Origin of the sequence: Butyrivibrio sp. VCB2006 (assembly GCF_000420945.1) — a bacterium.
GTDB lineage: Bacteria > Bacillota > Clostridia > Lachnospirales > Lachnospiraceae > Butyrivibrio.
This window is the reverse complement of the sequence record NZ_ATVX01000006.1, coordinates 144,900-169,804: the sequence shown is the minus strand read 5'-3', so window position 1 is coordinate 169,804 and position 24,905 is coordinate 144,900. Positions and strand designations below refer to the sequence as shown.

Annotated in this window: 25 protein-coding genes; all 25 read left to right on the top strand. The window is 38.9% G+C overall.

Translation table 11 applies throughout. The features are described 5' to 3' along the window. The first annotated feature begins 32 nt into the window (after positions 1-32). The 25 genes from recG (at position 33) to yhbY (ending at position 24,900) form a co-directional block, all read left to right on the top strand. On the top strand, positions 33-2,102 hold the full coding sequence (gene recG, locus G613_RS0108020; protein WP_029232173.1) for an ATP-dependent DNA helicase RecG: 2,070 nt from the start codon (positions 33-35) through the stop codon (positions 2,100-2,102). A 68-nt stretch (positions 2,103-2,170) separates the two neighbouring features. Continuing rightward, on the top strand, positions 2,171-3,040 hold the full coding sequence (locus tag G613_RS0108015) for a DegV family protein (RefSeq protein ID WP_029232172.1): 870 nt from the start codon (positions 2,171-2,173) through the stop codon (positions 3,038-3,040). A 55-nt stretch (positions 3,041-3,095) separates the two neighbouring features. Next, positions 3,096-5,018: a DNA gyrase/topoisomerase IV subunit B gene (locus G613_RS0108010; RefSeq protein WP_029232171.1), complete on the top strand. Its 1,923-nt coding sequence runs from the start codon at positions 3,096-3,098 to the stop codon at positions 5,016-5,018. A gap of 50 nt (positions 5,019-5,068) precedes the next feature. Then, positions 5,069-7,306 (top strand): DNA gyrase/topoisomerase IV subunit A, encoded by a 2,238-nt coding sequence (locus G613_RS0108005; RefSeq protein ID WP_029232170.1) that lies wholly within the window; start codon positions 5,069-5,071, stop codon positions 7,304-7,306. Beyond that, complete coding sequence (rsmD, locus tag G613_RS0108000) at positions 7,303-7,854, top strand: 16S rRNA (guanine(966)-N(2))-methyltransferase RsmD (RefSeq protein WP_029232169.1); 552 nt, start codon at positions 7,303-7,305, stop codon at positions 7,852-7,854. Before G613_RS0108005 ends, rsmD begins: the two co-directional genes overlap by 4 nt. A gap of 2 nt (positions 7,855-7,856) precedes the next feature. Next, positions 7,857-8,354, top strand: a complete 498-nt coding sequence (coaD, locus tag G613_RS0107995; RefSeq protein WP_029232168.1) for a pantetheine-phosphate adenylyltransferase — start codon at positions 7,857-7,859, stop codon at positions 8,352-8,354. 18 nt (positions 8,355-8,372) lie between these two features. Beyond that, complete coding sequence (locus G613_RS0107990; RefSeq protein ID WP_029232167.1) at positions 8,373-9,071, top strand: ATPase; 699 nt, start codon at positions 8,373-8,375, stop codon at positions 9,069-9,071. A 73-nt stretch (positions 9,072-9,144) separates the two neighbouring features. Further along, the gene (locus G613_RS18590; protein WP_029232166.1) at positions 9,145-10,197 is read left to right on the top strand and encodes an N-acetylmuramoyl-L-alanine amidase family protein; all 1,053 of its coding nucleotides are present in this window, start codon (positions 9,145-9,147) and stop codon (positions 10,195-10,197) included. Continuing rightward, entirely contained in the window at positions 10,184-10,912 is a 729-nt protein-coding gene (locus tag G613_RS0107980) for a pseudouridine synthase (protein ID WP_029232165.1), read from the top strand. The genes G613_RS18590 and G613_RS0107980 overlap by 14 nt, the downstream gene beginning before the upstream one ends. A 9-nt stretch (positions 10,913-10,921) precedes the next feature. Beyond that, positions 10,922-11,524, top strand: a complete 603-nt coding sequence (locus G613_RS0107975) for a hypothetical protein (protein ID WP_029232164.1) — start codon at positions 10,922-10,924, stop codon at positions 11,522-11,524. Between the two features lie 7 nt (positions 11,525-11,531). Further along, on the top strand, positions 11,532-12,572 hold the full coding sequence (locus G613_RS0107970; protein WP_029674685.1) for an RluA family pseudouridine synthase: 1,041 nt from the start codon (positions 11,532-11,534) through the stop codon (positions 12,570-12,572). Position 12,573: 1 nt separating this feature from the next. Further along, a complete protein-coding gene (locus G613_RS0107965) occupies positions 12,574-13,110 on the top strand; it encodes a Holliday junction resolvase RecU (protein WP_029232163.1) in 537 nt (178 codons plus the stop codon). 115 nt (positions 13,111-13,225) lie between these two features. After that, the gene (gene hisZ / locus G613_RS0107960) at positions 13,226-14,335 is read left to right on the top strand and encodes an ATP phosphoribosyltransferase regulatory subunit (protein ID WP_029232162.1); all 1,110 of its coding nucleotides are present in this window, start codon (positions 13,226-13,228) and stop codon (positions 14,333-14,335) included. A gap of 10 nt (positions 14,336-14,345) precedes the next feature. After that, positions 14,346-14,984, top strand: a complete 639-nt coding sequence (hisG, locus tag G613_RS0107955) for an ATP phosphoribosyltransferase (RefSeq protein ID WP_029232161.1) — start codon at positions 14,346-14,348, stop codon at positions 14,982-14,984. Then, entirely contained in the window at positions 14,985-16,274 is a 1,290-nt protein-coding gene (hisD, locus tag G613_RS0107950; RefSeq protein WP_029232160.1) for a histidinol dehydrogenase, read from the top strand. A gap of 182 nt (positions 16,275-16,456) precedes the next feature. Next, positions 16,457-17,047 (top strand): imidazoleglycerol-phosphate dehydratase HisB, encoded by a 591-nt coding sequence (gene hisB / locus G613_RS0107945; protein ID WP_029232159.1) that lies wholly within the window; start codon positions 16,457-16,459, stop codon positions 17,045-17,047. Positions 17,048-17,052: 5 nt separating this feature from the next. Further along, a complete protein-coding gene (hisIE, locus tag G613_RS19050) occupies positions 17,053-18,348 on the top strand; it encodes a bifunctional phosphoribosyl-AMP cyclohydrolase/phosphoribosyl-ATP diphosphatase HisIE (protein ID WP_196805046.1) in 1,296 nt (431 codons plus the stop codon). Between the two features lie 9 nt (positions 18,349-18,357). Continuing rightward, the gene (locus G613_RS0107935) at positions 18,358-20,238 is read left to right on the top strand and encodes a TIGR03960 family B12-binding radical SAM protein (RefSeq protein ID WP_029232157.1); all 1,881 of its coding nucleotides are present in this window, start codon (positions 18,358-18,360) and stop codon (positions 20,236-20,238) included. After that, positions 20,231-20,959: a TIGR03936 family radical SAM-associated protein gene (locus tag G613_RS0107930; RefSeq protein ID WP_029232156.1), complete on the top strand. Its 729-nt coding sequence runs from the start codon at positions 20,231-20,233 to the stop codon at positions 20,957-20,959. Before G613_RS0107935 ends, G613_RS0107930 begins: the two co-directional genes overlap by 8 nt. Next, positions 20,952-22,118 (top strand): ribonuclease E/G, encoded by a 1,167-nt coding sequence (locus G613_RS0107925; RefSeq protein WP_029232155.1) that lies wholly within the window; start codon positions 20,952-20,954, stop codon positions 22,116-22,118. Before G613_RS0107930 ends, G613_RS0107925 begins: the two co-directional genes overlap by 8 nt. Before the next feature lie 95 nt (positions 22,119-22,213). Then, positions 22,214-22,522, top strand: a complete 309-nt coding sequence (gene rplU / locus G613_RS0107920; protein WP_026487786.1) for a 50S ribosomal protein L21 — start codon at positions 22,214-22,216, stop codon at positions 22,520-22,522. Positions 22,523-22,545: 23 nt separating this feature from the next. Next, complete coding sequence (locus G613_RS0107915; RefSeq protein WP_029232154.1) at positions 22,546-22,875, top strand: ribosomal-processing cysteine protease Prp; 330 nt, start codon at positions 22,546-22,548, stop codon at positions 22,873-22,875. 3 nt (positions 22,876-22,878) lie between these two features. Further along, the gene (gene rpmA, locus G613_RS0107910; RefSeq protein ID WP_013280832.1) at positions 22,879-23,166 is read left to right on the top strand and encodes a 50S ribosomal protein L27; all 288 of its coding nucleotides are present in this window, start codon (positions 22,879-22,881) and stop codon (positions 23,164-23,166) included. Positions 23,167-23,248: 82 nt separating this feature from the next. Further along, positions 23,249-24,592, top strand: a complete 1,344-nt coding sequence (gene obgE / locus G613_RS0107905) for a GTPase ObgE (RefSeq protein ID WP_029232153.1) — start codon at positions 23,249-23,251, stop codon at positions 24,590-24,592. Then, positions 24,589-24,900 carry a ribosome assembly RNA-binding protein YhbY gene (gene yhbY, locus G613_RS0107900; RefSeq protein ID WP_029232152.1) on the top strand — a complete coding sequence of 104 codons (312 nt, stop codon included), beginning with the start codon at positions 24,589-24,591 and terminating at the stop codon, positions 24,898-24,900. The genes obgE and yhbY overlap by 4 nt, the downstream gene beginning before the upstream one ends. The last annotated feature ends 5 nt before the right edge of the window (positions 24,901-24,905 follow it).

Sequence of the window (24,905 nt, the reverse complement as noted above, 5' to 3'; positions counted from 1 at the left end):
GCTTTATTTATAACAATAGTTCCGGGGGAATTATGGGGAATAACTATTTAAATGAGCATATTTCAAATTTAAAAGGTGTTGGTGAAAAGACATCTAAGCTTTTTGAAAAATGTGGTGTGAGGACAGTGGGAGATCTTTTATCCTATTATCCTCGTTGCTACGATGGATTTGATGCGCCTGTAAGAGCCTGCGATGTAAGGCCGGGGCAGATGAATGCCGTTAAGCTTACCATCATTGGTTCTATTGTAAAAAGAAGAGTTCGTAATTTATCAATTATTGCCTTTGAAGCAGGAGATCAGACAGGAAAGATTAAAATGACATATTTCAATGCTCCGTATCTTGCATCTTCTCTTAAAAGCGGAACTACACATATATTCAGAGGTATGGTGCAAAAGAAGGGCTCTTTTTATACAATGGATCAGCCTAAAATGTATTCCCAGGAGGAGTATGCGTCGCTTTCTGGACGTCTCATGCCCAGGTATCCTCTTGTTAAGGGACTTACCAATAATGCTGTTACCAAGGCTATGGAACAGGCTTTTATTAACGTTGGTTCTCTTGATGAGTATGTTCCTTCAGATATTCTTGATAGACTTTCTTTGATAAACTATTTTGATGCTCTCAGATGTATCCATTTTCCTGAGAATGACAAAAGACTTGAGGATGCCAGAAGGAGACTTGCTTATGATGAGTTCCTATTGTTTGTTCTTAAGCTTCGTCTTCTTAAGATGACACAGGAGGAAATCTCTAATTCTTTCCCCATGGTTGAGGTATCCGAAACTAGAAGGTTGTTAGAGCAGCTTCCTTATAAGCTGACAGGTGCCCAAATGGCCGCCTGGAATGACATATTGAGTGATATATCAGGAAGTTCTGTAATGAACAGACTAATTCAGGGTGACGTGGGCTCCGGTAAAACTGTAATTGCACTTTTAGCTCTTTTAACAGCGGCTGCCAATGGTTATCAGGGAGCTCTTATGGCTCCAACGGAAGTTCTTGCTGCCCAACATTTTGAAAGCTTTAAAGAGCTTATTGAGAAATACAATATTCAGCATCTTAAGCCGGTTCTTTTAACGGGAGCTCTTTCCGCCAAGGACAAGAAAGAAGCGCAAAGGCAGATAAGTGAAGGTGAAGCTAACTGCATTATAGGAACTAATGCGCTTATTCAGGCTAAGGTAAATTATAAGAATCTGGCTTTAGTTGTAACGGATGAGCAGCACAGGTTTGGCGTAAGGCAGAGAGAAGCACTTGCCGGAAAAGGCTTAAATACTCATGTACTTGCTATGAGTGCCACTCCAATTCCCAGAACACTGGCAATCATTCTCTATGGAGACCTTCATATATCTGTTATCAATGAGCTTCCGGGTGGAAGACTTCCGATTAAGAACTGCGTTGTAGGAACAGAGTATAGACCAACAGCTTATAAGTTCATCAAAGATCAGGTGGAAGCTGGACGCCAGGCCTATGTGATCTGCCCTATGATTGAAGAGGGTGAAATGGATGGAGTTACAAATGTTACAGATTATACTCAGGTGTTAAAAGATAATCTTCCACCTAGTATAAATGTGGCAATGCTCCATGGAAAGATGAAGCCTGCAGAGAAGGATGCAATAATGGAGGCATTTGCCAGAAGAGATATTGATGTTCTTGTATCTACAACTGTTATCGAGGTTGGCATTAATGTGCCGAATGCTACAGTAATGATGATTGAAAATGCTGAAAGATTCGGACTTTCCCAGCTTCATCAGCTAAGGGGACGTGTTGGAAGAGGTAAGCATCAATCTTATTGTATATTCCTTAATACCTCTGAAGGAGACGATGCCAAAAAGCGCCTTGAAATCATGAATAAAACTAATGACGGTTTTAAAATAGCAGAAGAAGATCTTCTTCAAAGAGGGCCCGGGGATCTGTTCGGCGTTAGGCAAAGCGGAGACTTGAATTTCAGGCTTGGAGATATATATCATGATGCGGATCTGGTAAAAGAATCAGCTATGGACGCGGACAGAATTTTATCTTCCGATCCTGAATTGTCACTTCCACAATATAGTGTGCTTAAAGATAAAATAGCCACAAAATCTGCAAATTTGGTTGACTTTGCCACTTTATAAAAGTAAGATATCTTTAGTTGAATATGAAAATAGGTGTATTATCGGCATTTGCCGGGACAGGGGATAAGATGTCTAAGATAGCAATTATAACTGATAGTAACAGCGGAATAACACAATCACAGGCTAGTGAACTTGGCGTTTTTGTTGTTCCAATGCCTTTTACAATCAATAACGAAGACTATTTTGAAGATATAAACCTTACACAGGATGAGTTTTATAATAAACTTGCTGAGGATGCCAGCGTTTCAACCAGTCAGCCATCACCGGATTCGCTGATGACATTGTGGGACAAGACTCTGGCAGACTATGATCAGATTATTTATATTCCTATGAGCAGTGGACTTTCAGGCTCCTGCCAGAGTGCAATGATGATTGCCAATGAGGAATACGAAGGAAAAGTATTTGTAGTAGATAATCAGCGTATTTCTGTTACACAGAGACAGTCAGCTCTTGATGCCAAAGCTATGGCTGATGCAGGTCTTTCTGCTGAGGAAATAGTTAAAAAGCTCATGGATAATAAGTTTGAATCCAGTATCTATATTATGCTGGATACTTTATATTATCTTAAAAAGGGAGGCAGAATTACTCCCGCAGCTGCAGCTCTCGGAACACTTCTTCGCCTTAAGCCCGTTCTTCAGATTCAGGGCGAGAAGCTTGATGCTTTTGCCAAGGCAAGAACAAGCTCACAGGGCAAGACTATAATGATTAATGCCATCAAATCTGATATTGAGAACAGATTTGGCGGATGGGACAATAAAGATTTCTGGATTTCCTGTGCTTATACCAAGGATCTGGAATCTGCAAATGCATGGAAGAAGGAACTTGACGAGGCGTTCCCTGGTGTCAGCATCAACATGGATCCTTTGTCTCTTTCCGTTGCATGTCATATCGGCCCCGGTGCATTGGCTGTTACAGTGACCAGGAAGGTCCATTTCTAAGTCTTCACTTAGATTATTATTTGTATGAAAAAAGTTTTAAAAAGGGGTTTTTAGCATGGCTTCATTTGAACAGTATGATGCTTCCAGTATTACCGTATTAGAGGGACTTGAGGCAGTAAGAAAGCGCCCGGGTATGTACATTGGAAGTGTTACCACACGTGGTCTCAACCATCTTGTTTACGAGATAGTTGATAACGCTGTGGATGAGCATCTGGCAGGTTTCTGCACACAAATCCATGTTACTCTTGAGGCTGATGGTTCAGCGACAGTAGAAGATAACGGTAGAGGTATTCCTGTAGGAATGCACGCTAAGGGCATTACAGCTGAGCGTGTAGTTCTTACTATGCTTCATGCCGGCGGTAAATTTGATAATAATGCATACAAGACAAGTGGTGGACTTCATGGTGTAGGTTCATCAGTTGTTAACGCGCTCTCAACCAGGATGAGCGTTCGTATCAAAAAAGATGGATTTATTTATGAGGATTCCTATGAGAGAGGTATACCTACAACCAAGCTTGCAAATGGTCTTCTTACTCCTGTAGGAAACACCAAAGAGACCGGTACTACAATCAACTTTTTACCGGATGACACAATCTTTGAAAAGACAAGATTCAAAGAGGATGATATTAAGTCAAGACTTCATGAGACAGCTTATCTTAATCCTTCTTTAACCATAATTTTCCAGGATAAGAGACCGGGAGTAGAGGAATATATTGAATTTCACGAGCCTGACGGCATTACCGGCTTTATCAAGGATATGAACAAGTCCAAGGAAGCTGTTCATGACGTTGTTTCTTTTAGCGGGGAAAGTGAAGGCGTAGAGGTTGAGGTTGCCTTCCAGTATGTCAATGAGTTCCATGAAGAGGTTCTCGGCTTTTGTAATAATATCTACAATGCTGAGGGCGGAACCCATATTACCGGTTTCAAGACAATGTTTACCAACATTATCAACCAGTACGCAAGGGAACTTAATATATTAAAAGAAAAGGATAATAACTTCACTGGTACCGATGTTCGAAACGGTATGACTGCAGTTATTTCTATTAAGCATCCTGATCCAAGATTTGAAGGCCAGACCAAGACCAAGCTTGATAATCAGGACGCTACAAAGGTTGTTTCCAAGATCACCAATGATGAGATGACAAGGTTCTTTGACAGAAATCTTGAAACTCTTAAGGCGATTATCGGCTGTGCTGAAAAAGCGGCCAAGATCAGGAAAACTGAAGAAAAAGCTAAGACTAATATGCTTACCAAGCAGAAATATTCTTTTGATTCAAATGGTAAGCTTGCAAACTGTATCAGCAAGGACGCTTCTAAGTGCGAAATCTTTATCGTAGAGGGTGATTCCGCGGGTGGAAGTGCCAAGATGGCAAGAGACAGAAACTTCCAGGCAATTCTTCCTATAAGAGGTAAGATTCTTAACGTTGAGAAGGCCAGCATTGATAAAGTTCTTGCCAACGCTGAGATCAAGACTATGATCAATGCCTTTGGATGTGGCTTTTCAGAGGGCTACGGCAATGACTTTGATATAAGCAAACTTCGCTATGACAAGATTATTATCATGGCCGATGCGGACGTAGATGGTGAGCATATTTCGACACTTCTTTTGACGTTGTTCTACAGATTTATGCCTGAACTGATCTATCAGGGACATGTATATGTGGCTATGCCTCCTCTTTATAAGGCTATGCCAGCAAGAGGCAAGGAAGAGTATCTGTATGATGATTCTGCGCTTGCCAAGTATAGAGCAACTCACAAGGGAAGCTTTACTCTTCAGAGATATAAGGGTCTTGGTGAGATGGATGCTCAGCAGCTTTGGGAGACTACGCTTGATCCTGAAAGAAGACTACTTAAGGCTGTAGAAATCGAAGATGCCAAGATGGCATCACAAATCACTGAGCTTCTTATGGGTGTAGACGTACCACCTAGAAGAGAATTTATCCATCAGCATGCAACAGATGCTGAGCTTGATATCTAAGGCTTGTACCAGGCCTATTTTGAATACCAGTAATTGTTTGGGGAAAATAAATGGAAGATAGAATTATTAAAACCGAATACTCTGATATTATGCAGAAGTCATTCATTGACTATGCCATGAGCGTAATTGTAGCTCGTGCACTTCCTGATGTCAGAGATGGACTTAAGCCTGTACAGCGCAGAACCTTATATGACATGTATGAACTGGGACTTCGCTACGACAGACCATACAGAAAGAGCGCCAGAATTGTCGGCGATACCATGGGTAAATATCATCCTCACGGTGATAGCTCAATCTATGACTGTCTTGTAGTTATGACTCAGGACTTCAAAAAGATTCTTCCTCTTGTTGACGGACATGGTAACTTCGGTAATATTGAAGGTGATTCTCATGCCGCTATGCGATATACAGAGGCTAGATTATCCAAGATCACTCAGGAGAACTTTCTTGAGGATCTTGATAAGAATGTTGTAGATTTTGTTCCCAACTTTGATGAGACAGAAAGAGAGCCTTCAGTTCTCCCTGTTAAGATACCTAATTTCCTTATTAACGGATCTGAGGGTATTGCTGTTGGTATGGCAACAAGCACACCACCTCACAACCTTGCTGAGGTTATTGATGCTGAGATTGCTTATATGCAGGATGATTCTCTTACAACCAAGGATCTTATGAAGTATATCAAGGGACCTGATTTCCCTACTGGTGGTATCGTCATCAACAAGGACGAGCTTCTTGAGATTTATGAGACAGGTGTTGGTAAGATCAGAATTCGTGGTAAGGTTGAGACCGAGAAGGGCAAAAATGGCCATATCAACCTTGTTATTACTGAGATTCCTTATACTATGATCGGTATGGGAATTGGTAAGTTCATGTCTGATGTTGCTGAGCTTGCTGAAAAGAAGATCACTAATGATATCGTTGATATTTCCAACCAGTCTTCCAAGGAAGGTATCCGTATTGTAATTGAGCTAAAAAAGGATACTAACGTAGAGAACTTTACAAATCTTCTTTACAAGAAGACCAAGCTTGAAGATACATTCGGTGTTAACATGCTTGCTATTGATAATGGAAGACCAGAGACCATGTCTCTTAGAGAGATCATGCGTGCCTGCGCTGACTTCCAGTTTGAGACAGCAACAAGAAAATATACTACACTACTTAAAAAGGAACAGGACAAGAAAGAGATTCAGGAAGGTCTTATCAAGGCCTGCAATGTAATCGATCTTGTAATTGAGATCCTTCGTGGCTCCAAGGATAGAGCAATGGCCAAGAACTGTCTTGTTAATGGCGAGACAGAGGGCATCAACTTTAAGTCCAGAGAATCCAAGGCAATGGCTGCACAGCTTCTTTTCACTGAAGCACAGGCTGATGCTATCTTGGAGATGAGACTTTATAAACTTATTGGTCTTGAGCTTGAAGCTCTTGTTAAAGAGCATGAGCAGACTGTTGCTAATATCTACAAATATGAGGATATTCTTGAAAATCATGACTCTATGGCCATGGTAATCCAGTCTGATCTTAACAAGATTAAAAAAGAATTCCAGGCAGCAAGAAAAACAGTTATAGATAACAGAGAAAATGCTGTTTATGAGGAAAAACCGGTTGAAGAGATGGACGTAGCCTTTATCATGGATAGATTTGGTTATGCCAAGACAATTGATGCCGGAACCTATGAAAAGAACAAAGAGACAATAGAAGCTGAATTCAAGTATTCTTTTGTTATGAAGAATACCGGTAAGGTATGCTTCTTTACCAATACAGGAAATCTCCATACTGTTAAGGCTATGGATCTTCCTCAGGGCAAAATGAGAGATAAGGGCGTTCCTATCGATAATATCAGTAATTTTGATACTTCCAAGGAAACAATTGTCCTTGCTGCCAGCCAGTCAGATCTCAATCTTTACAGACTTCTTTTTACAACCAAGATGTCTATGATGAAGATTGTTGATGGCGGAGAATTTGATGTATCCAAGAGAACCGTTGCTGCGACCAAGCTTATGGATGATGATGAAGTTGTTAATGTTGAGGTTCTCCATACACAAAAGACTGTAATACTTAGATCTAACGATGGTTTCTTCCTCAGGTTCTATGTTGATACAATTCCTGAGAAAAAGAAGGCTGCTGTGGGCGTAAGAGGTATGAGACTTGGCAAAAATGACTATGTTAGAGATGTCTTTTACCTTAATGACATGGAAGAAAAGGCTATTGAGCACAATGATAAGACATTAGAGCTTGGCCATCTGAAGGTTACAAGTCGTGATACAAAGGGAACAAAGGTGAGATTATGAGAGTAATTGCAGGAAGTGCAAGAAGACTTAAACTGGTTACTCCTGAGGGAAATGATACAAGACCTACTCAGGACAGAATCAAGGAAACTCTGTTTAATATGATTCAGATGCAGGTGCCGGGATCGGTATTTATTGATCTGTATGCGGGAAGTGGCGGCATTGGAATTGAAGCATTATCAAGAGGTGCCAAGAAGGCTTATTTTATCGATAATTCCATGAGCAGCTATAAGTGCATTACCGCAAATCTTAAGACTACTCATTTTGAAGATGAAGCTACGGTTCTTAAGCAGGATGTGGTAATTGGCCTTAGAAACATCCATGAAGAGGAGGCTGACATTATTTTTATTGATCCTCCTTATCATGAAGATCTTTACGAGCGAACACTTTCTCAGCTTTCAGGTATGAACTTTGTTACCGAGCATACTATGATTATTATTGAGAGCCCGCTGGAAATGGATTTTTCTTTTGTCGATGATCTTGGATTTGAGGTTAGGCGAGAGAAAGAGTATAAATCAAATAAACATGTATTTGTTTATAGAAAGGCGTGACTATGAAGACTGCGGTTTACCCAGGTAGTTTCGATCCAGTAACTTACGGCCATCTGGATATTATAAGGCGTGCATCCCGTATGTTTGACACGGTTATTGTTGCTGTAATGTGCAATTCCGCGAAAACTCCATTGTTTACGCTTGATGAACGTGTTAAAATGATTAGAGAGTCTGTAAAAGACCTGGACAATGTAATCATTGAGTCTTTCGATGGACTTCTTATCAACTATTGTAAAGATAAGAATATTCATATTGTTGTCAGAGGCCTTCGAGCTATTACCGATTTCGAATACGAACTACAAATAGCTCAGACCAACAGGGAACTTTCTCACAATGAGGTTGATACGGTATTTTTAACTACGAACCTTAAGTATTCGTATCTTAGTAGTTCTGTTGTAAAAGAAATCGCAAGTTATAATGGGGATATTACTCCTTGCGTTCCTGATTTTGTAGCAGATGCTTTATATACCAAATTTGGACATGATAGAAAAAAAGCTTAAGTAGGGGGAATAAATTATATGACAAGCAGGATTGAGCAGCTTATTGATGAAATAGAGACATATATTGATAACTGCAAGCCTCAGCCACTTTCTCAGACCAAGATTATTGTTAATAAAGAGGAGATTGACGAGCTCCTTCGTGAGCTTCGCAGCAAGACTCCTGAAGAGATTAAGAGATATCAGAAGATCATCAGCAATAAGGAAGCAATCCTTAATGATGCCAGGCAGAAAGCTCAGAATCTTATTGATGAAGCCACAGCTCATACCAATGAGCTTATTGACGAACACGAGATTATGAAACAGGCCTACGCACAGGCTAATGAGGTAGTATCTCAGGCAGCTGCCCAGGCCAAGGAGATTCTTGACAGAGCAATGCTTGAAGCCAATGATATGAAGGCTGCAGCTGTTCAGTATACAGACCAGCTTCTTGCAGGTGTAGAGGACATTATTTCTCAGTCTATCGATGCAACCAGCAAGAACAATGACGACATAATTGCATCTATCAAACAGAACAGTGAGAATATGATCAATTCTGTTAACCAGAGTAATGACAGTATTCTTTCAGCTCTGACACAGTACAGTGAAGTTGTCAGATCAAACAGATCAGATTTAAGGCCACCGGAAGTTATGAAGACAGATGTTGCAGCAAATATGCCAACTGAAGCTACTGGTGAATTGCCAGAACCGGCTGCTTTGAATTTGGATATGCTTAATTAACAGATTTATAAGCTGTCGCAGACCGCGGCAGCTTTACTTTTATTCAATGACTTTTATTTTTTGTGAGGGCGTTATGAAAAAAGTATTGTCTTTTCTTATGATATTGTTTTTATCAGTATGCAGTGCTCTTTGGGTAGGCGGTGGCAGTATTTGTGCTGAGGCAGCGACCAAGAACTATATTATAGTTATTGATCCCGGGCATGGTGGAACCGGGGATAGGAATTTAGGAGCTCAGTATAACGGTTTTTCTGAGAAAGAGCTGACAATGCGTGTAGCATCAGCTATGAAAACTGAGCTTGAAAAATATGAAAATGTTACTGTGTATCTTACCAGAACTACGGATACAATAGTGTCTCTTGAGGATAGAGCTAAGTTTGCCAAGAGCATTAATGCGGATTTTGTATTTAGCATCCATTTTAATGCTTCTTCTGAACATAATTTTTATGGATCTGAAGTCTGGACATCTGCTTTTGGAAACTATTATCAAAAGGGCCAGACCTTTGGACTGATTGAAAGCGATGAACTTGCAGCCCTCGGTCTTTATCAGAAGGGGGTAAAGACTAAGATTGGAAGCTCCGGTAATGACTATTACGGAATAATCAGACAGTGTGTTACAAGGGGAATCCCTTGTGATATTATTGAGCATTGTTATCTTGATCATGCATATGATGTTCAGTACTTAAAAGATGCTGACTTTATTAATAGACTTGGTGTTGCTGATGCAACCGCTGTCGCCAAGTACTTTAAACTAAAGTCATCTGTAAATGGCAATAACTTTACAAATTATACTTACAAATCAGTAAAAAAGCCTGCCAATAAGGTATGGCATGATTCTACAGATCCTGATACCTGCCAGATAAAAGTACTTGCTTTTGACTCAGGTAGCAGAAATGCTCTTGTAGAAATGACTACCAAGGATTCTCAGAGTCCTATTATTTACTTCTCTTACAGCTATGATGGTGGTGTAACCTTCAGCACCTTGCAGATGTGGGATAGGACCAAGAATACCCAGTCATTTAATATCAATATACCTGCAGGCGTTACTTCATCAAGAATTGTCTGCAGAGCGTATAACAATTATGAATTATTTAAACAAAGTAATGAGGTAGCTATTGAGACTAGATAAATTTTTGGGACTTTTTGATATCGGTACCCGTAAGCAGATAAAAGAATATGTTAAGAATGGAAGATGCAGTGTAAACGGAGTTGTTGTATCCAAAGCTGATATCCATGTAGATGAAAATACTGATGAGATATCTTTTGACGGAAATGTTCTTGGATATAGTAAATTTCATTACTTTATGCTTTATAAGCCACAGGGCGTCGTTTCTGCCACTACAGATGGTAAGAATACTACGGTCCTGGATCTTCTACAGGACGAGAACGTAAAGGGACTTAGTCCGGCAGGGCGCCTTGATATAGATACGGAAGGCCTTATTCTTTTAACTGACGACGGAGGACTTATTCATAGGCTTCTTTCTCCTAAAAAGCACGTGGACAAGGTTTACGAAGTGCATCTTGATCATGAGCTTTCTGACAAGGATATAGCTTCTTTGGAAAAAGGGGTTAATATCGGCGATACCAAGGATAACGGCGAAATTGATTATACGCTTCCTGCCAAGGTTGAAATTAAAGACTGCGACAAGGAAGGCAGACCAGTGGTTCATTTGATAATTCATGAAGGCAGATTCCATCAGGTTAAGAGAATGATGGAAGCGGTTGGAAATGAAGTTCTTTTCCTGAAGCGTTTGTCCATGGGCCCACTTGTTCTGGATGAAAGTCTTGAGCCCGGTGATTATAGACCGCTTACAGAGGACGAATTAAAGCAGTTAGGAGTTTGATTTATAGTTATGAAAAGAGTTTACAAAGGGGATTTTGGATATATTAAACATGGAAGAAAGGTTGCGGTTATAAGGACAGTTGTCTGTCTTGCAATTACTGTGGGCATTTTTCTTGTAGGTCTTTTGATTCATCATTCCCAGAAAAGCGTTTTTAGTATTATTGCAGCCCTTGGATGCCTTCCTACAGGCTGGAGCGCAGTAAATATGATTATGCTCCTTAAGGCTAAGGAGTGCAGTGATTCCGATCATAAGACCATTCTTGAACATGCAGGCAGCCTGCTTATTCATTATGACCACATTATTACTTCATACGACAAGAATTTTTATGTTAATGCTTCTACAGTTCTTGATAAGAATATTTGCTGTTACTCGGCGGATAAGAATCTTGATACTTTAGATTGCGAGAAGCATATAAAAAAGATGGTGGCAGCAAGTGGTTATTCCAGCTACAGCATCAAGGTATTTGATGATTTAGGTAAATTCTGTGATCGTCTTGACCAGCTAGAAAAGCTTCGCGCCGATAAAAATATTGATCCGTTTAAGATAGAAGATGACTGGGTTCCCGGAACAGTGCAGACTCCTGCAGCAGTTCTTTTGTCCATATCGTTATGAGGAATTTATGAAGGAAATTGTAATTGGTAAAAATGAGATAGATAAGAGGCTTGACGGCTTTCTGAAAGCATATCTTCCAAATGCATCCATGGGCTTTATTTACAAGATGCTACGGAAAAAGAATATTACTTTGAATGGGAAGAAGGCTTCAGGAACCGAGAAGTTATCTTTTGATGATAAGATATGCATCTTTTTTGCGGATGAGACTTTGGATAAATTCAGAGGAATCAGTTCTGAAGTCATTAATGATTTAAAAGATACTAACAATAATTCTAATAACGAAAAGAAGAGTATTGGCATAGCTTCGCAAAGCTATATTACATCGTATAAAAAAATAGGTAGTTTAAATATTATTTATGAGAATCAGGATGTTCTTTTTGTAGATAAGCCTGCAGGTCTTTTATCACAAAAATCAACATACAAAGATAATAGCCTTAATGACTGGTTAATTGGATATTTGCTTGAAAAAGGAGATATTACTCCTGCTGAGCTTGATACTTACAAACCATCTATTTGCAATAGATTGGACCGTAACACCAGCGGTCTTGTTATCTGCGCCAAGTCTTTATATGGAGCAAGAGTAATGAATAAGATGCTTAAAGACAGGTCTCTTCACAAGTACTATCGAACAATAGTCACAGGCAGGATTACCGATTCTTCATCTTTAAAGGGATTTCTTTATAAGGATGAAAAGAAAAACAAGGTTTTTGTTAAGAAAACTGATCCCCAAGATGATAGATATTCGTATATAGAAACAGAGTATACTCCGGTTAAATATTATGAAGATAGCGATATGACTCTTTTGGAGGTAAAGCTTATCACCGGTAAGCCTCATCAGATCAGGGCTCACCTTCAGAGCATTGGACATCCTATTATCGGAGATGTTAAATATGGTGGTAAACCCATAAAGGGGCTTAACTATCAGCTTCTTCACAGCTACAAACTTGTTTTACCTGATAACCTGGATAAGGAGCTTGGTGACATATCCGGAAAAGAATTTATCTGTCAGCTTCCAGATACTTTTGAGAAGCTTATCGGAAAGGGGTAACATGCCTACTTGGAAATCAAGGGGTCTACGTGGTTCAACTTTAGAGGAACTAATTAATCGTTCCAATGAACGCTATCAGGAACTGGAGCTTGCTCTTATTCAGAAAATTCCAACTCCTATTACACCCATCAATATAGAAAAGGAAACAAGGCACATTACTCTGGCGTACTTTGATCAAAAGAGTACCGTAGATTACATAGGGGCAGTGCAGGGAATTCCTGTCTGTTTCGATGCAAAAGAATGTGCCTCTACAACTTTTACTCTCGAAAATATCCATCCTCATCAGGTCAGATTCATGGAAGACTTTGAAAAACAGGATGGAATCGCGTTTTTTCTCATTTATTTTACTTCACTTAATGAATTTTATTATTTGCCCTTCAGAAAGCTTAAAGAATTTAGGAAAAGAGCTGAAAATGGCGGCAGAAAAAGCTTTAGAAGAGATGAGCTATCCGATGATTATGTAATCAACTCTCCCGGGGAGAACGGTATTCTCATTCCATATTTGGACCTGATTCAAAAGGACCTGGATGAAAGATAATTTTTTTGATTGACATGGTTTTTGTTATAGGTTACACTTTTTACTATGATACCAAATTAGCAAGGTAGCACTGCGCAGCAATAAAGTGCTACTTCAAACAGATTAAGAGGTGTTTATGAGTAAAATTCTTTTGCATACTCCTGACGGAGTAAGAGATATCTATGGCAAGGAGTGCAGTGATAGAAAATATATTACAGGTAAGATCCATGATAAGATGAAAAGCTTTGGCTATCAGGATATCGAGACACCTACCTTTGAGTTCTTCGATGTCTTTGCAGAAGAAATCAATGCTTCTGATACCAAACAGCTTTATAAGTTTTTTGATACGGAAGGAAATACGCTGGTCCTTAGGCCTGACTTTACACCTTCAATTGCAAGATGTGCCTCCAAGGTAATGCTTGAAAATGGTGATCCTATTAGAGTCTGCTATGAAGGCAATTCTTTTCTTAATGTATCCAATCTTCAAGGTAAGCTTAAGGAAAACTATAACATAGGCGTAGAGCTTATGAATGATCCTTCTGTATACGCTGATGCAGAGATTATAGCTCTTTTGATCGAAACTCTTAAATGCAGCGGCCTTAAGGATTTTCAGATCAGTGTTGGAGACGCGGATTATTATAAGGGAATCTGCGAGGATGCTAATATCACTCCTGAAACCGAAGAGGAAATAAGGGAACAGATCATAGGTAAAAACTATTTTGCTGCAGAGTCCATAATGAGGGAAAAGAATATCCCTGATAAGTATATTGATCTTATTGTTAAGGTTTCTGAGTTTATTGGTTCGGATGACGCTTTAGATAAAGCTATGGGGCAGGTAACCAACGAAAGATCTATTGCTGCAGTTAAAAGGCTCAAAGAGCTTTATAATGTATTAACCTTCTATGGCGTTGAAAAATATGTATCCTTTGATCTTGGTATACTGAGCAGGTTTAATTACTATACTGGTGTTATTTTTAGTGCTTATACCTATGGCGTAGGTGATGCTATTGCCAAGGGAGGAAGATATGACAATCTTCTTGGCAAATATGGTAAGGATGCTCCATCAATTGGCTTTTCAATTGTAATCGATGATCTTATGTCAGCTTTATACAGGCAGGATATCGGAGCCGGAAACCTCTCTGAAATTGAAACTGTAACCTATACTAAAGATAATTTTGAGAATGCGCTTAAGAAAGCCAGTGAGCTTAGACAAAGCGGCAAGAACGTAGTACTTAAGGCCCAGTAACGGAGGATTTATGAGATATTTAACATTTGCTCTCGGAAAAGGAAGACTGGTGGATTCCACAATGGAACTCCTTAATAAATGCGGTATTTCCTGTGAAGAGATATTGGATAAGAAGACAAGAAAACTTATATTTACCAATGAGGAGCTTAAGCTTAAGTTCTTTTTGGCAAAGGGGCCTGATGTACCTACTTACGTAGAATATGGTGCTGCAGATATTGGTATTGTTGGCGCTGATACTATCCTTGAGGAAAACAGAAGAGTATATGAGGTTTTGAACCTTGGCTTTGGCAAATGCAGAATGTGTGTATGCGGACCTCATGAAGCCAAGGAACTCCTTGCCCATCGTGAAATGATCAGAGTTGCAAGTAAATATCCCAATATAGCTAAAGACTATTTCTTTAACAAGAAACATCAGACTGTAGATATCATAAAACTTAACGGCTCTGTAGAACTGGGGCCTATTGTAAACCTATCAGATGTTATTGTTGATATTGTTGAGACCGGTTCAACACTTAGAGAAAATGGTCTTGAAGTCCTGGAAGAAATTTGTCCATTATCTGCAAGAATGATTGTTAATCAGGTTAGTATGCAGATGGAAACTGAGCGAATCAGAAAACTTATTAATGACATGAAGGAGAATTTAGTTTAAATGAGAACTTTAGAGCTTAATGATAAAAATAAACAGGAGCTTCTTGGTAATCTACTTGGAAGAAATCCCGGAAGCTACACTCAGTATGAAAATACCGTAAATGAAATAATTGATAATGTAAGAACCAACGGAGATAAGGCACTTTTTGAATATACGTTTAAGTTTGATAAGTGTGAGCTTGATGCATCCAAGGTTAAAGTTACAAGAGATGAAATTGAGGCTGCTTATGCAAAACTTTCTCCAGAATTTGTTGAAGTGATGAAAAAAAGTGCGGAGAATATCAGAGTATTTCACGAAAAGCAAAAGAGAAATACCTGGATTGAAACAAGGGAAGATGGAAGCATCCTTGGCCAGAGAATTATTCCAATCGAAATATCAGGTGTTTATGTACCCGGCGGAAAGGCAGCTTATCCTTCCAGTGTTCTTATGAATGTTGTTCCTGCCAAAGTTGCAGGTGTGGAGAGAATTGTTATGTGTACACCTCCTGGTGCAGATGGTTGTGTTAATCCTGGAACTTTGGTTGCAGCTGATATAGCCGGAGTAGACGAGGTTTATAAAGTAGGCGGAGCACAGGCAATTGCTGCTATGGCTTTTGGAACTGAGAGTATTCCTAAGGTAGACAAGATAACAGGTCCCGGTAATATATTTGTTGCCCTTGCCAAGAAGGCATGCTTTGGATATGTTTCCATTGATTCTATTGCTGGTCCCAGTGAGATTCTTGTTCTTGCAGATGATAGTGCCAACGCCAGATACGTTGCGGCTGATCTACTTTCACAGGCAGAACATGATGAACTTGCAAGCGCAATTTTAGTTACCACTTCCAAGAGACTTGCAGAGGAAGTATCCAAAGAAATTGATGAATTTCTCAAGACTCTTTCCAGAGCGGATATCATCAGGAAGTCATTGGAAAATTATGGTTATATTTTTATAGCGGATAGTATGGAAGATGCAATAGATGCTGCAAATGCTGTTGCTTCTGAGCACCTTGAAATTATCACTGTAAATCCCTACGAGACTATGACCAAAATAAAAAATGCCGGTGCGATATTCCTTGGTGAGTATTCTTCAGAACCTCTTGGAGATTACTATGCAGGACCAAATCATATCCTTCCGACAAACAGAACTGCAAGATTCTTCTCGCCTTTAAATGTTGACGACTTCGTAAAAAAGAGCAGCATTATTTCATATTCAAGAGAAGCTCTTGCCAAAGTTCACCAGGATATTGAGCTTTTTGCCAAAGAAGAGGGGTTAACTGCACATGCTAATTCAATTGCTGTGAGATTTGAGTAAAAATATAAATGTTATCATATAATGCGATATATTAAATGACGTTTAATAGCAGATGTGATTTAAAAGAATTATTTTAAAATTGCAAGTTAACTTTCTAAACTGATTATAAACTGCAAGTTATTTAATTTTTATAAGATTAATTTAACAAGATTTTGTAAGGTTAATTTAAGGAGACACAACTTATGGATGGACGATTTGCAGAAGTTGCAAGAAAAACAAAGGAAACTGATATTGCAATCTCTTTTAAAATTGATGGTTCTGGTGTAGGAAACATAGAAACCGGAAATGGATTCTTTGACCACATGCTTGAAGGCTTTACAAGACATGGTTTATTTGATCTTAATGTTAAGGCTAAGGGAGATCTTAATGTAGATTGCCACCATACCGTTGAGGATACAGGAATTGTTCTTGGACAGGCTATAGCCAAAGCCCTTGGTGACAAAAAGGGAATAAAGCGCTATGGAAGCATAATCCTTCCAATGGATGAGACTTTAGTCATGTGCGCTGTGGACCTGTGTGGACGACCATATTTCGTAATGGATGGAGAATTTACATCTCCAATGGTGGGAGACTTTGATACTCAGATGGTAAGAGAGTTCTTTTATGCAATATCTTATAGCGCCGGAATGAATTTGCATCTTAGGATTCTAACCGGTCTTAACGATCATCACAAGATTGAAGCTCTTTTCAAAGCCTTTGCGAAGGCTTTAGATGAGGCCACAACTATAGATCCTAGAATTACTGATGTACTTAGCACAAAAGGAGCACTTTAATGTCTATGTTCAAGAAAAGATTTTTAGCATCAATTTATTTAAAGGATGAAAAGGCTGTTAAGTCTTTAACTGATTCTACTGTTATTTGCGATGATCCTGCGTCTTTAGCGTCAGAATATTCAAATGGCGGAATTGATGAAATAATAGTTTTTGATCTTTCTGCAAACGGTAATGACAAGGCTCATGAAAAAGCGCTTGATATTATTAAGGATATTTGTAAAGCCTCTGATGTCCCTGTTGTTGGTGCGGGAAATGTCAAGAGGATGGAGGATATTAAAAAACTTCTCTATGCTGGTTGCAAAAAAGCCTGCCTTAATTTTAGCAAAGAAGGTAATGTTGAAATCTTAAAGGAAGTATCTGATAAATTCGGAAAAGACAAGATTGTCATTTGTTTTAGTGATTCTCAATCCGTAACAGATAATAAAGATGAGATATGTAAATATGCAGGTGAACTTATCTGCGTAAGATTTGAAGGACTGGATAAAACAGTTTTACCAGAAATTGGGCTTCCTGTGACTGTGCTCGAGAATAATACTTCAATTGAAAAGCCATATCTGTTGTTTTCAGATTCACCTGTTGTTTATGGAATATCAGGCGATATTATAAACCAGAATATCAAGTCTATATCTGATTACAAAGAAACTTGCATCGATATAGGGATTGATATAAACAGACTTGTTCCCAATTTTTCTTTTGCCGATCTTAAAAAGAACTCTGATGGAATGGTTCCTGTAATTGTTCAGGATTATCGTACGGATCAGGTTCTTATGCTGGCTTATATGAACGAAGAGGCTTATAATAAAACTCTAAGAACAGGTAAGATGACATATTTTAGTCGTAGCAGAAACGAACTTTGGATAAAGGGCGAAACCAGTTCTCACTATCAGTATGTAATGTCTTTGACTGCGGATTGTGATCTTGATACTATCCTGGCCAAGGTTAAGCAGATTGGCGTTGCCTGTCACACTGGAAGTTACTCCTGCTTTTTCAACGAAATAGCTTCCAAGGATTATTCTGAAAAGAATCCACAGAAGGTATTGGATAATGTGTTTGGGGTAATCCAGGACAGAAAGGTCAATCCAAGAGAGGGCTCCTATACCAATTACTTGTTTGACAAAGGCCTTGATAAAATTCTTAAAAAGGTTGGAGAAGAAGCAACTGAGATGGTTATAGCCGCCAAAAATGAAGGCTCCAATGAAATAGTTTACGAAATGTCTGATTTCCTGTATCATATGATGGTCCTCATGGCTGAAAAGAATGTCAGCTGGGAGGAGATAACTGACGAACTATCTAGACGATAAGGAAAAAATATGAATTATAATTTAGCTCTTTCAGATGAGACACTCCTAAGTATTGAGAAGCCGGAGAGATATATTGGCAATGAGGTTAACAGCGTTTACAAGAATAAAGACTCTGTTGATATCAGGTTTGCCATGTGCTTTCCCGACGTTTACGAAATAGGAATGTCTCATCTTGGTATTCAGATTCTTTATGGACTTTTTAACTCTTATGAGGATGTCTGGTGCGAGCGTGTTTATTCACCTTGGACTGATATGGACAAGCTTCTTAGGGACAAAAAGATCCCTCTTTTTGCACTGGAATCACAGGATCCGGTAAAAAGCTTTGATTTCCTAGGCTTTACAATTCAATATGAGATGTGCTACACAAATATACTTCAGGTACTTGATTTGTCAGGCATACCTCTTCTGGCTGGTGACAGGACATGGGATGATCCTATTGTTGTCGGCGGTGGTCCATGTACTTATAATCCTGAGCCTATAACTTATTTCTTTGACTTTTTCTATATAGGAGAAGGCGAGACTAGATACAGGGAAATCTTTGATCTCTACAAAAAGGCAAGAAAAGATGGCATTTCAAGACAGGAATTTTTAAGACAGCTTAGTCATATTCCTGGAATGTATGTGCCATCACTTTACAATGTTCAGTACAAGGAAGATGGAACAATTGCCTCTATGAAGCCTATTTATGAGGATGTTCCTGAGACTGTATACAAGGAAATGTGTACAGATCTTTCTAAAGAATTTTATCCAACAAAACCTGTCGTTCCATACATTAAGATTACTCAGGACAGAGTAGTCCTTGAAGTTATGCGTGGCTGCATAAGAGGCTGCAGATTCTGTCAGGCCGGTCAGCTTTATAAGCCTCTCAGAGAAAAAGATATAGAATACCTTAAGCAGCACGCTATTGAGTTATTAAAAAACACCGGTTATGAAGAAATATCCCTTAGTTCCTTAAGCTCCAGTGATTATTCAAAGCTTCCTGAGCTTTTGGATTTCCTGATTGAAGAATGTAATAACAAGAAAACAAATATTTCTTTACCTTCTCTAAGAATAGACGCATTTTCTCTTGATGTTATGAGTAAGGTTCAGGATGTAAAAAAGAGTTCTCTTACCTTTGCGCCTGAAGCCGGAACCCAGAGAATGCGTGATGTTATAAACAAAGGTCTTACTGAAGAAGATATTCTCAGAGGATCTCATGAAGCATTCCTGGGAGGTTGGAATAAGGTTAAACTTTACTTTATGCTTGGACTTCCTACAGAAACTGATGAGGATATCCTCGGAATAGGCGATATAGCTAATAAGGTCGCAGTAGAATACTTTGAAACCGTGCCTAAGGAAAAGAGAAATGGAAGAACAATTGATATTGTTGCCAGCACCTCTTTCTTTGTCCCCAAGCCTTTTACTCCTTTCCAGTGGGCACCTATGAATACCAAGGAAGAATTCCTTGAGAAAGCCAACAAGACCCGTAAAGGTATTATGGCTCAGCTTAATCAGAAGCACATTAAATATAACTGGCATGAAGCAGATGCCAGCATGATGGAAGGTATATTTGCTAGAGGAGACAGAAAACTTAACAAGGTTATTCTCAAGGCCTACGAAAAGGGCTGTGTATTTGATGCCTGGAGTGAATATTTCCATTTTGATGTTTGGATGGACACATTTAAGGAATGTGGTATTGATCCATTTTTCTATACCACAAGAGAACGCTCTGAGGATGAGATATTCCCATGGGATATATTGAATTGTGGTGTTACTAAGGCATTTCTTCTTAGAGAATGGAAGACTGCTCTTTCAGGAAAACCATCCACTAACTGCAGACTCGGATGTCTTGGCTGCGGTGCCGGAACCTATGGAGTAGGTGTATGTGTGGAGGGCAAGAAGAATGCATAAACTTAGACTTAAATTTACAAAGGTTGGTCCTATTAAGTTCATTGGACACCTTGATGTAATGAGATATTTTCAGAAAGCAATTAGAAGAGCAGAGATAGATATAAAGTATTCTGAAGGCTTTAGCCCTCACCAGGTAATCTCTTTTGCTCAGCCACTTAGCGTTGGAGCTACAAGTGAAGGCGAATATATGGATATGACAGTCAATTCGCTGACTAGTGTGACTGATGTTATGAACAGTCTTAATTCTGTTATGCATGAGGGAATCACAATCACGGCTATTCAGGAACTGTCTGATTCTGATGAAAAAGCCATGACTGCAGCATATGCGGCTAAGTATAAGATTAGGTTTAGGGAATCTTTAAAGCCTGACTTTGACTGGGTAAGCGAATTTGAAAAGTATCTTTCAAAGGACAAGTTACCTGCTATGAAGAAGACTAAGAGCGGTGAAAAAGAAATTGATATGAAGCCTATGATCTTTGACTATTCCTTGGACAAAGAAGATGAGTCTGTAACACTGCTTTTAAGTATGTCGTCACTTGCGACCCTTAAACCATCACTTTTATTTACCGGCTTCATGAATTCAATGGGGCAGGAACTTAATAGTGCTGCTCTTGATCTTCACAGAATTGATATTTATAAACTCTGTGAAGATGCTAATGAATCCTATGTTGAGCCATTTATAACAAATGATATTTCTACGAGGTTTTATTTAAATGCCTGATGGACAGATAATTCTATCTAATTACAAAGAAACTCCTGTTGTTACAGGGTTTATTGATGGCAGAATGGAGTTTTTATCCTTTGATAGAGATAGCCAGCTTAATAATATTTATGTCGGGAAAGTAGATCATATTGTCAAGAATTTAAATGCTGCATTTATTAAGTATGACGGCGAAAATATCGGATATCTCCCTTTTAATAAGATATCCGGTGCCTGCGTTCTAAATAGAGAAATTGATAAAGACGGTTCTCTGAAAAATGGTGATGAAGTAATTGTTCAACTTGAATCGGAAGCGGTCAAAACAAAGAAGGCAAAGCTTTCCACAGCAATTTCCATATCCGGAAAGTATTCTGTTATAACCCTGGGAAGAAATGGAGTTGGAGCCTCTGTCAAACTATCCGATGAGATAAGAAAAAGCTTTATTGACAGGACAAGACCTCTTTTTGAGGCTATAAAAGATACTTATAAAGATAATATTTATGGAACGGATATCGGGCTCATTGTCAGGACGAATGCTTCTGATATAGATCCTATGGAATATGACCGTATAATATCAGATGATATCAAAGATTGCATTCAGAGACTTTCATCTATATTATCCGAAGGCAGAACCAGAACTATTTATACATGCCTTCATCATGCTGAAAAAAATGCGATTGATAAGGCAAAGACATTTTTGAAAAATTCCGGTATCGATGAGTCTGCTATAAATATAATTGAAGACAATGGCATCCATGGAATAAAGTCCAAAATCGATGAACTTAGGCAAAACAGAATTTGGCTAAAGAGTGGTGCATTTATTATCATTGAACAGGTTGAGAGTTTTAACGCCATTGATGTAAACACCGGAAAAGCAATTAAAGGTAAGAACAATATTTCTCTTGATGTTAATATGGAAGCAGCTGGTGAACTGATGCGTCAGATAAGGCTTCGCAATCTGACAGGAATGATCTTAATTGATTTTATAAATATGAAATCCGATGAAGATTATGAAAAACTGATAGCTCATATGAAAAAATTGTGCAGGCAGGATCAGGTACATACCAATTATATTGATATAACCGGACTTGGCATAATGGAGCTTACAAGGAACAAAAACGATAAATCATTAAAAGAAATTTTGCATGAAGTAGAAAATACTGTTGACAATAGATGTTAAGCGTGTTATAGTGTCAGAGTATGCCGCTTAACTAGGCTTAAGTGAGATTCGTTCTCCGCCAAAGTTAGCGAGTTTTTTGAAGAAGGAGGTAACTTATGTACGCAATTATTGTAACTGGTGGTAAGCAGTACAAAGTTTCCGAGGGCGACGAGATCAGAGTAGAGAAGCTCGATGTCGAGTCTGGAAAAGAAGTAACATTTGATAATGTTATCGCAGTAAACGACGGAAAGGCACTTAAGGTTGCTGGCGATGTTAGCTCAGCAAAGGTTAGCGCTACAGTTGTAGAGCAGGGCCGTGCTAAAAAAGTTGTTGTTTACAAGTACAAGAGAAAGACTGGCTATCACAAAAAGAATGGCCACAGACAGCCTTTCACACTTGTTAAGATTGACAAGATCACACTGTAATTATTTAACAAAGTCGGAATAGTATGACTACTATAACTATTACAAAGACATCTGATGATGCCTACAAATGCATTGAATGCAAGGGACATGCAGGTTTTGCTGAATATGGTGAAGATATTGTATGTGCCGCAGTTTCTGTTTTAACTATCAATCTTGCTAATTCGGTTGAGAATTTGACTGATGATAAGTTTGATATTGAGCAGGACGAGGAGATTGGCCTTATCAGATTAAGATTTGAGACAGTTCCATCTCATGATGCAGATTTGCTCCTTAGATCATTTGAATTAGGTGTAGATAGTATATTCAGACAGTATGGTAAGAAATTTTTGAACATTAAATTTAGGAGGGAATAAGTCATGATGAATATGAACCTTCAATTTTTTGCTCATAAGAAGGGTGTTGGATCAACAAAGAATGGTAGAGATTCTGAATCCAAGAGACTCGGAGCAAAAAGAGCTGACGGACAATTCGTAAAGGCCGGTAATATTTTATACAGACAGCGTGGAACACACATTCATCCTGGTGTAAACGTAGGCATCGGTAGCGATGATACATTATTTGCACTTGTTGATGGTGTTCTTAGATTTGAGCGCAAGGGCAGAGATAAAAAGCAGGCTAGCGTTCATCCTGTAGAGAATAAGTAATTATTTTATGTCAAATCGGGCTTCAAACAATTGCGTTTGAAGCCCTTTTTCAAACTTTAGCAGATGTTAAAAAAGGAGTAATATGCCTGTATTCGTAGATAAAGCGAAAATCTTTATACAGAGTGGAAAAGGTGGCGATGGCCATATTTCCTTTAGAAGAGAGAAGTTTGTAAATAACGGTGGCCCAGATGGCGGCGACGGCGGTAAAGGCGGAGACGTCATTTTTAAAGTTGATGAGGGAATTAATACTCTTTCCGACTTTCATTATGGCGGTAAATATAAAGCAGAAAACGGTCAGGATGGTAATAAGAGACGTTGCCATGGCAAAAATGGATCTGACCTTATCATAAAGGTTCCGGAAGGAACAGTAATTAAGGAAGCAGCCAGCGGAAAAGTTATTGCAGATATGAGTGGCGATAACAGGGAAGCTGTTATATTAAAAGGCGGACGTGGCGGTAACGGTAATATGCATTATGCTACATCAACAATGCAGGCACCTAAATATGCCCAGCCTGGTCAGCCTGCTATAGAGTTGGAAGTTCTTTTGGAACTTAAAGTCATCGCAGATGTTGGGCTTGTAGGATTCCCTAATGTAGGAAAGTCTACATTCCTTTCTAAGGTATCTAACGCTAAGCCTAAGATCGCTAATTATCATTTCACTACATTATCACCTATGCTTGGCGTTGTGGATCTTAATGATGCCAGAGGCTTTGTAGTTGCAGATATCCCCGGACTTATTGAGGGAGCATCTGATGGTGCAGGCCTTGGACATGAATTCTTAAGACACATTGAAAGAACACGTGTTATGATTCATGTTGTTGATGCTGCTTCTACAGAAGGACGTGATCCTTTTGAAGATATTGAAGCCATCAATAATGAGCTCAAGAACTATAATGCTGATATAACCAAGAAACCACAGGTTATTGCAGCTAATAAGATTGATATGCTTCCTGAAGGTGAGCAGGCAGAGATAATTGCCAAGATCAGAGAAAAGTATGAGCCTCTTGGGGTTAAGGTGTTCGCAACATCTACCCTGACTGGTCAAGGTATTCAGGAACTGTTATACTATATTAGTAAGGTACTTTCAGAAATCAATGAAAAACCTGTTGTCTTTGAGCAGGAATTCTTCCCTGAGACAATGGTTCAAACTATGGATGAAGCTTACACAGTAGAATATGATTCAGATGCCAAGGAATATGTAGTAGAAGGTCCTAAGATTGAGAAGATGCTTGGTTATACCAACCTTGAATCTGAAAAAGGATTTGCTTTCTTCCAGAAGTTCATGGCAGATAATGGTATTTTGGATGAGCTTGAGAAGTTACATATTCAGGAAGGCGATACTGTACGTATGTATGGCTTTAGTTTTGAGTATTATAGAAATGCCGATACAGTACCCGGCGATTACGAAGAGGATGAAGAAGAATGAACTTAACAAGTAAGCAAAGAGCATATTTAAAGAGTCTGGCTGCTGACATGGAGCCGGTATTTCAGATTGGTAAGTCAAGTGTTAGTCCTGAAATAACAAATGCTATTGCAGAAACCTTTAATACACATGAACTTGTCAAGATTACAGTTCTCAAGAACTGTCTTGAAGATGTTAAGGAAGTTGCTGTAACTGTTTCTGAACGTACACGTTCAGAACTTGTGCAGGTTATAGGAAGAAAGTTTGTATTATACAAGCCTTTCAAGGATGAACCTAAAATTATATTACCTAAGGCAATCAAAAAGGCTTAAATGAA

What these genes read in the sequence shown, in the direction of transcription:
- recG (WP_029232173.1), top strand. Translation starts at nt 33, where the DNA reads ATGGGGAATAACTATTTAAATGAGCATATTTCAAATTTAAAAGGTGTT.
- G613_RS0108015 (WP_029232172.1), top strand. Translation starts at nt 2,171, where the DNA reads ATGTCTAAGATAGCAATTATAACTGATAGTAACAGCGGAATAACACAA.
- G613_RS0108010 (WP_029232171.1), top strand. Translation starts at nt 3,096, where the DNA reads ATGGCTTCATTTGAACAGTATGATGCTTCCAGTATTACCGTATTAGAG.
- G613_RS0108005 (WP_029232170.1), top strand. Translation starts at nt 5,069, where the DNA reads ATGGAAGATAGAATTATTAAAACCGAATACTCTGATATTATGCAGAAG.
- rsmD (WP_029232169.1), top strand. Translation starts at nt 7,303, where the DNA reads ATGAGAGTAATTGCAGGAAGTGCAAGAAGACTTAAACTGGTTACTCCT.
- coaD (WP_029232168.1), top strand. Translation starts at nt 7,857, where the DNA reads ATGAAGACTGCGGTTTACCCAGGTAGTTTCGATCCAGTAACTTACGGC.
- G613_RS0107990 (WP_029232167.1), top strand. Translation starts at nt 8,373, where the DNA reads ATGACAAGCAGGATTGAGCAGCTTATTGATGAAATAGAGACATATATT.
- G613_RS18590 (WP_029232166.1), top strand. Translation starts at nt 9,145, where the DNA reads ATGAAAAAAGTATTGTCTTTTCTTATGATATTGTTTTTATCAGTATGC.
- G613_RS0107975 (WP_029232164.1), top strand. Translation starts at nt 10,922, where the DNA reads ATGAAAAGAGTTTACAAAGGGGATTTTGGATATATTAAACATGGAAGA.
- G613_RS0107970 (WP_029674685.1), top strand. Translation starts at nt 11,532, where the DNA reads ATGAAGGAAATTGTAATTGGTAAAAATGAGATAGATAAGAGGCTTGAC.
- G613_RS0107965 (WP_029232163.1), top strand. Translation starts at nt 12,574, where the DNA reads ATGCCTACTTGGAAATCAAGGGGTCTACGTGGTTCAACTTTAGAGGAA.
- hisZ (WP_029232162.1), top strand. Translation starts at nt 13,226, where the DNA reads ATGAGTAAAATTCTTTTGCATACTCCTGACGGAGTAAGAGATATCTAT.
- hisG (WP_029232161.1), top strand. Translation starts at nt 14,346, where the DNA reads ATGAGATATTTAACATTTGCTCTCGGAAAAGGAAGACTGGTGGATTCC.
- hisD (WP_029232160.1), top strand. Translation starts at nt 14,985, where the DNA reads ATGAGAACTTTAGAGCTTAATGATAAAAATAAACAGGAGCTTCTTGGT.
- hisB (WP_029232159.1), top strand. Translation starts at nt 16,457, where the DNA reads ATGGATGGACGATTTGCAGAAGTTGCAAGAAAAACAAAGGAAACTGAT.
- hisIE (WP_196805046.1), top strand. Translation starts at nt 17,053, where the DNA reads ATGTTCAAGAAAAGATTTTTAGCATCAATTTATTTAAAGGATGAAAAG.
- G613_RS0107935 (WP_029232157.1), top strand. Translation starts at nt 18,358, where the DNA reads ATGAATTATAATTTAGCTCTTTCAGATGAGACACTCCTAAGTATTGAG.
- G613_RS0107930 (WP_029232156.1), top strand. Translation starts at nt 20,231, where the DNA reads ATGCATAAACTTAGACTTAAATTTACAAAGGTTGGTCCTATTAAGTTC.
- G613_RS0107925 (WP_029232155.1), top strand. Translation starts at nt 20,952, where the DNA reads ATGCCTGATGGACAGATAATTCTATCTAATTACAAAGAAACTCCTGTT.
- rplU (WP_026487786.1), top strand. Translation starts at nt 22,214, where the DNA reads ATGTACGCAATTATTGTAACTGGTGGTAAGCAGTACAAAGTTTCCGAG.
- G613_RS0107915 (WP_029232154.1), top strand. Translation starts at nt 22,546, where the DNA reads ATGACTACTATAACTATTACAAAGACATCTGATGATGCCTACAAATGC.
- rpmA (WP_013280832.1), top strand. Translation starts at nt 22,879, where the DNA reads ATGATGAATATGAACCTTCAATTTTTTGCTCATAAGAAGGGTGTTGGA.
- obgE (WP_029232153.1), top strand. Translation starts at nt 23,249, where the DNA reads ATGCCTGTATTCGTAGATAAAGCGAAAATCTTTATACAGAGTGGAAAA.
- yhbY (WP_029232152.1), top strand. Translation starts at nt 24,589, where the DNA reads ATGAACTTAACAAGTAAGCAAAGAGCATATTTAAAGAGTCTGGCTGCT.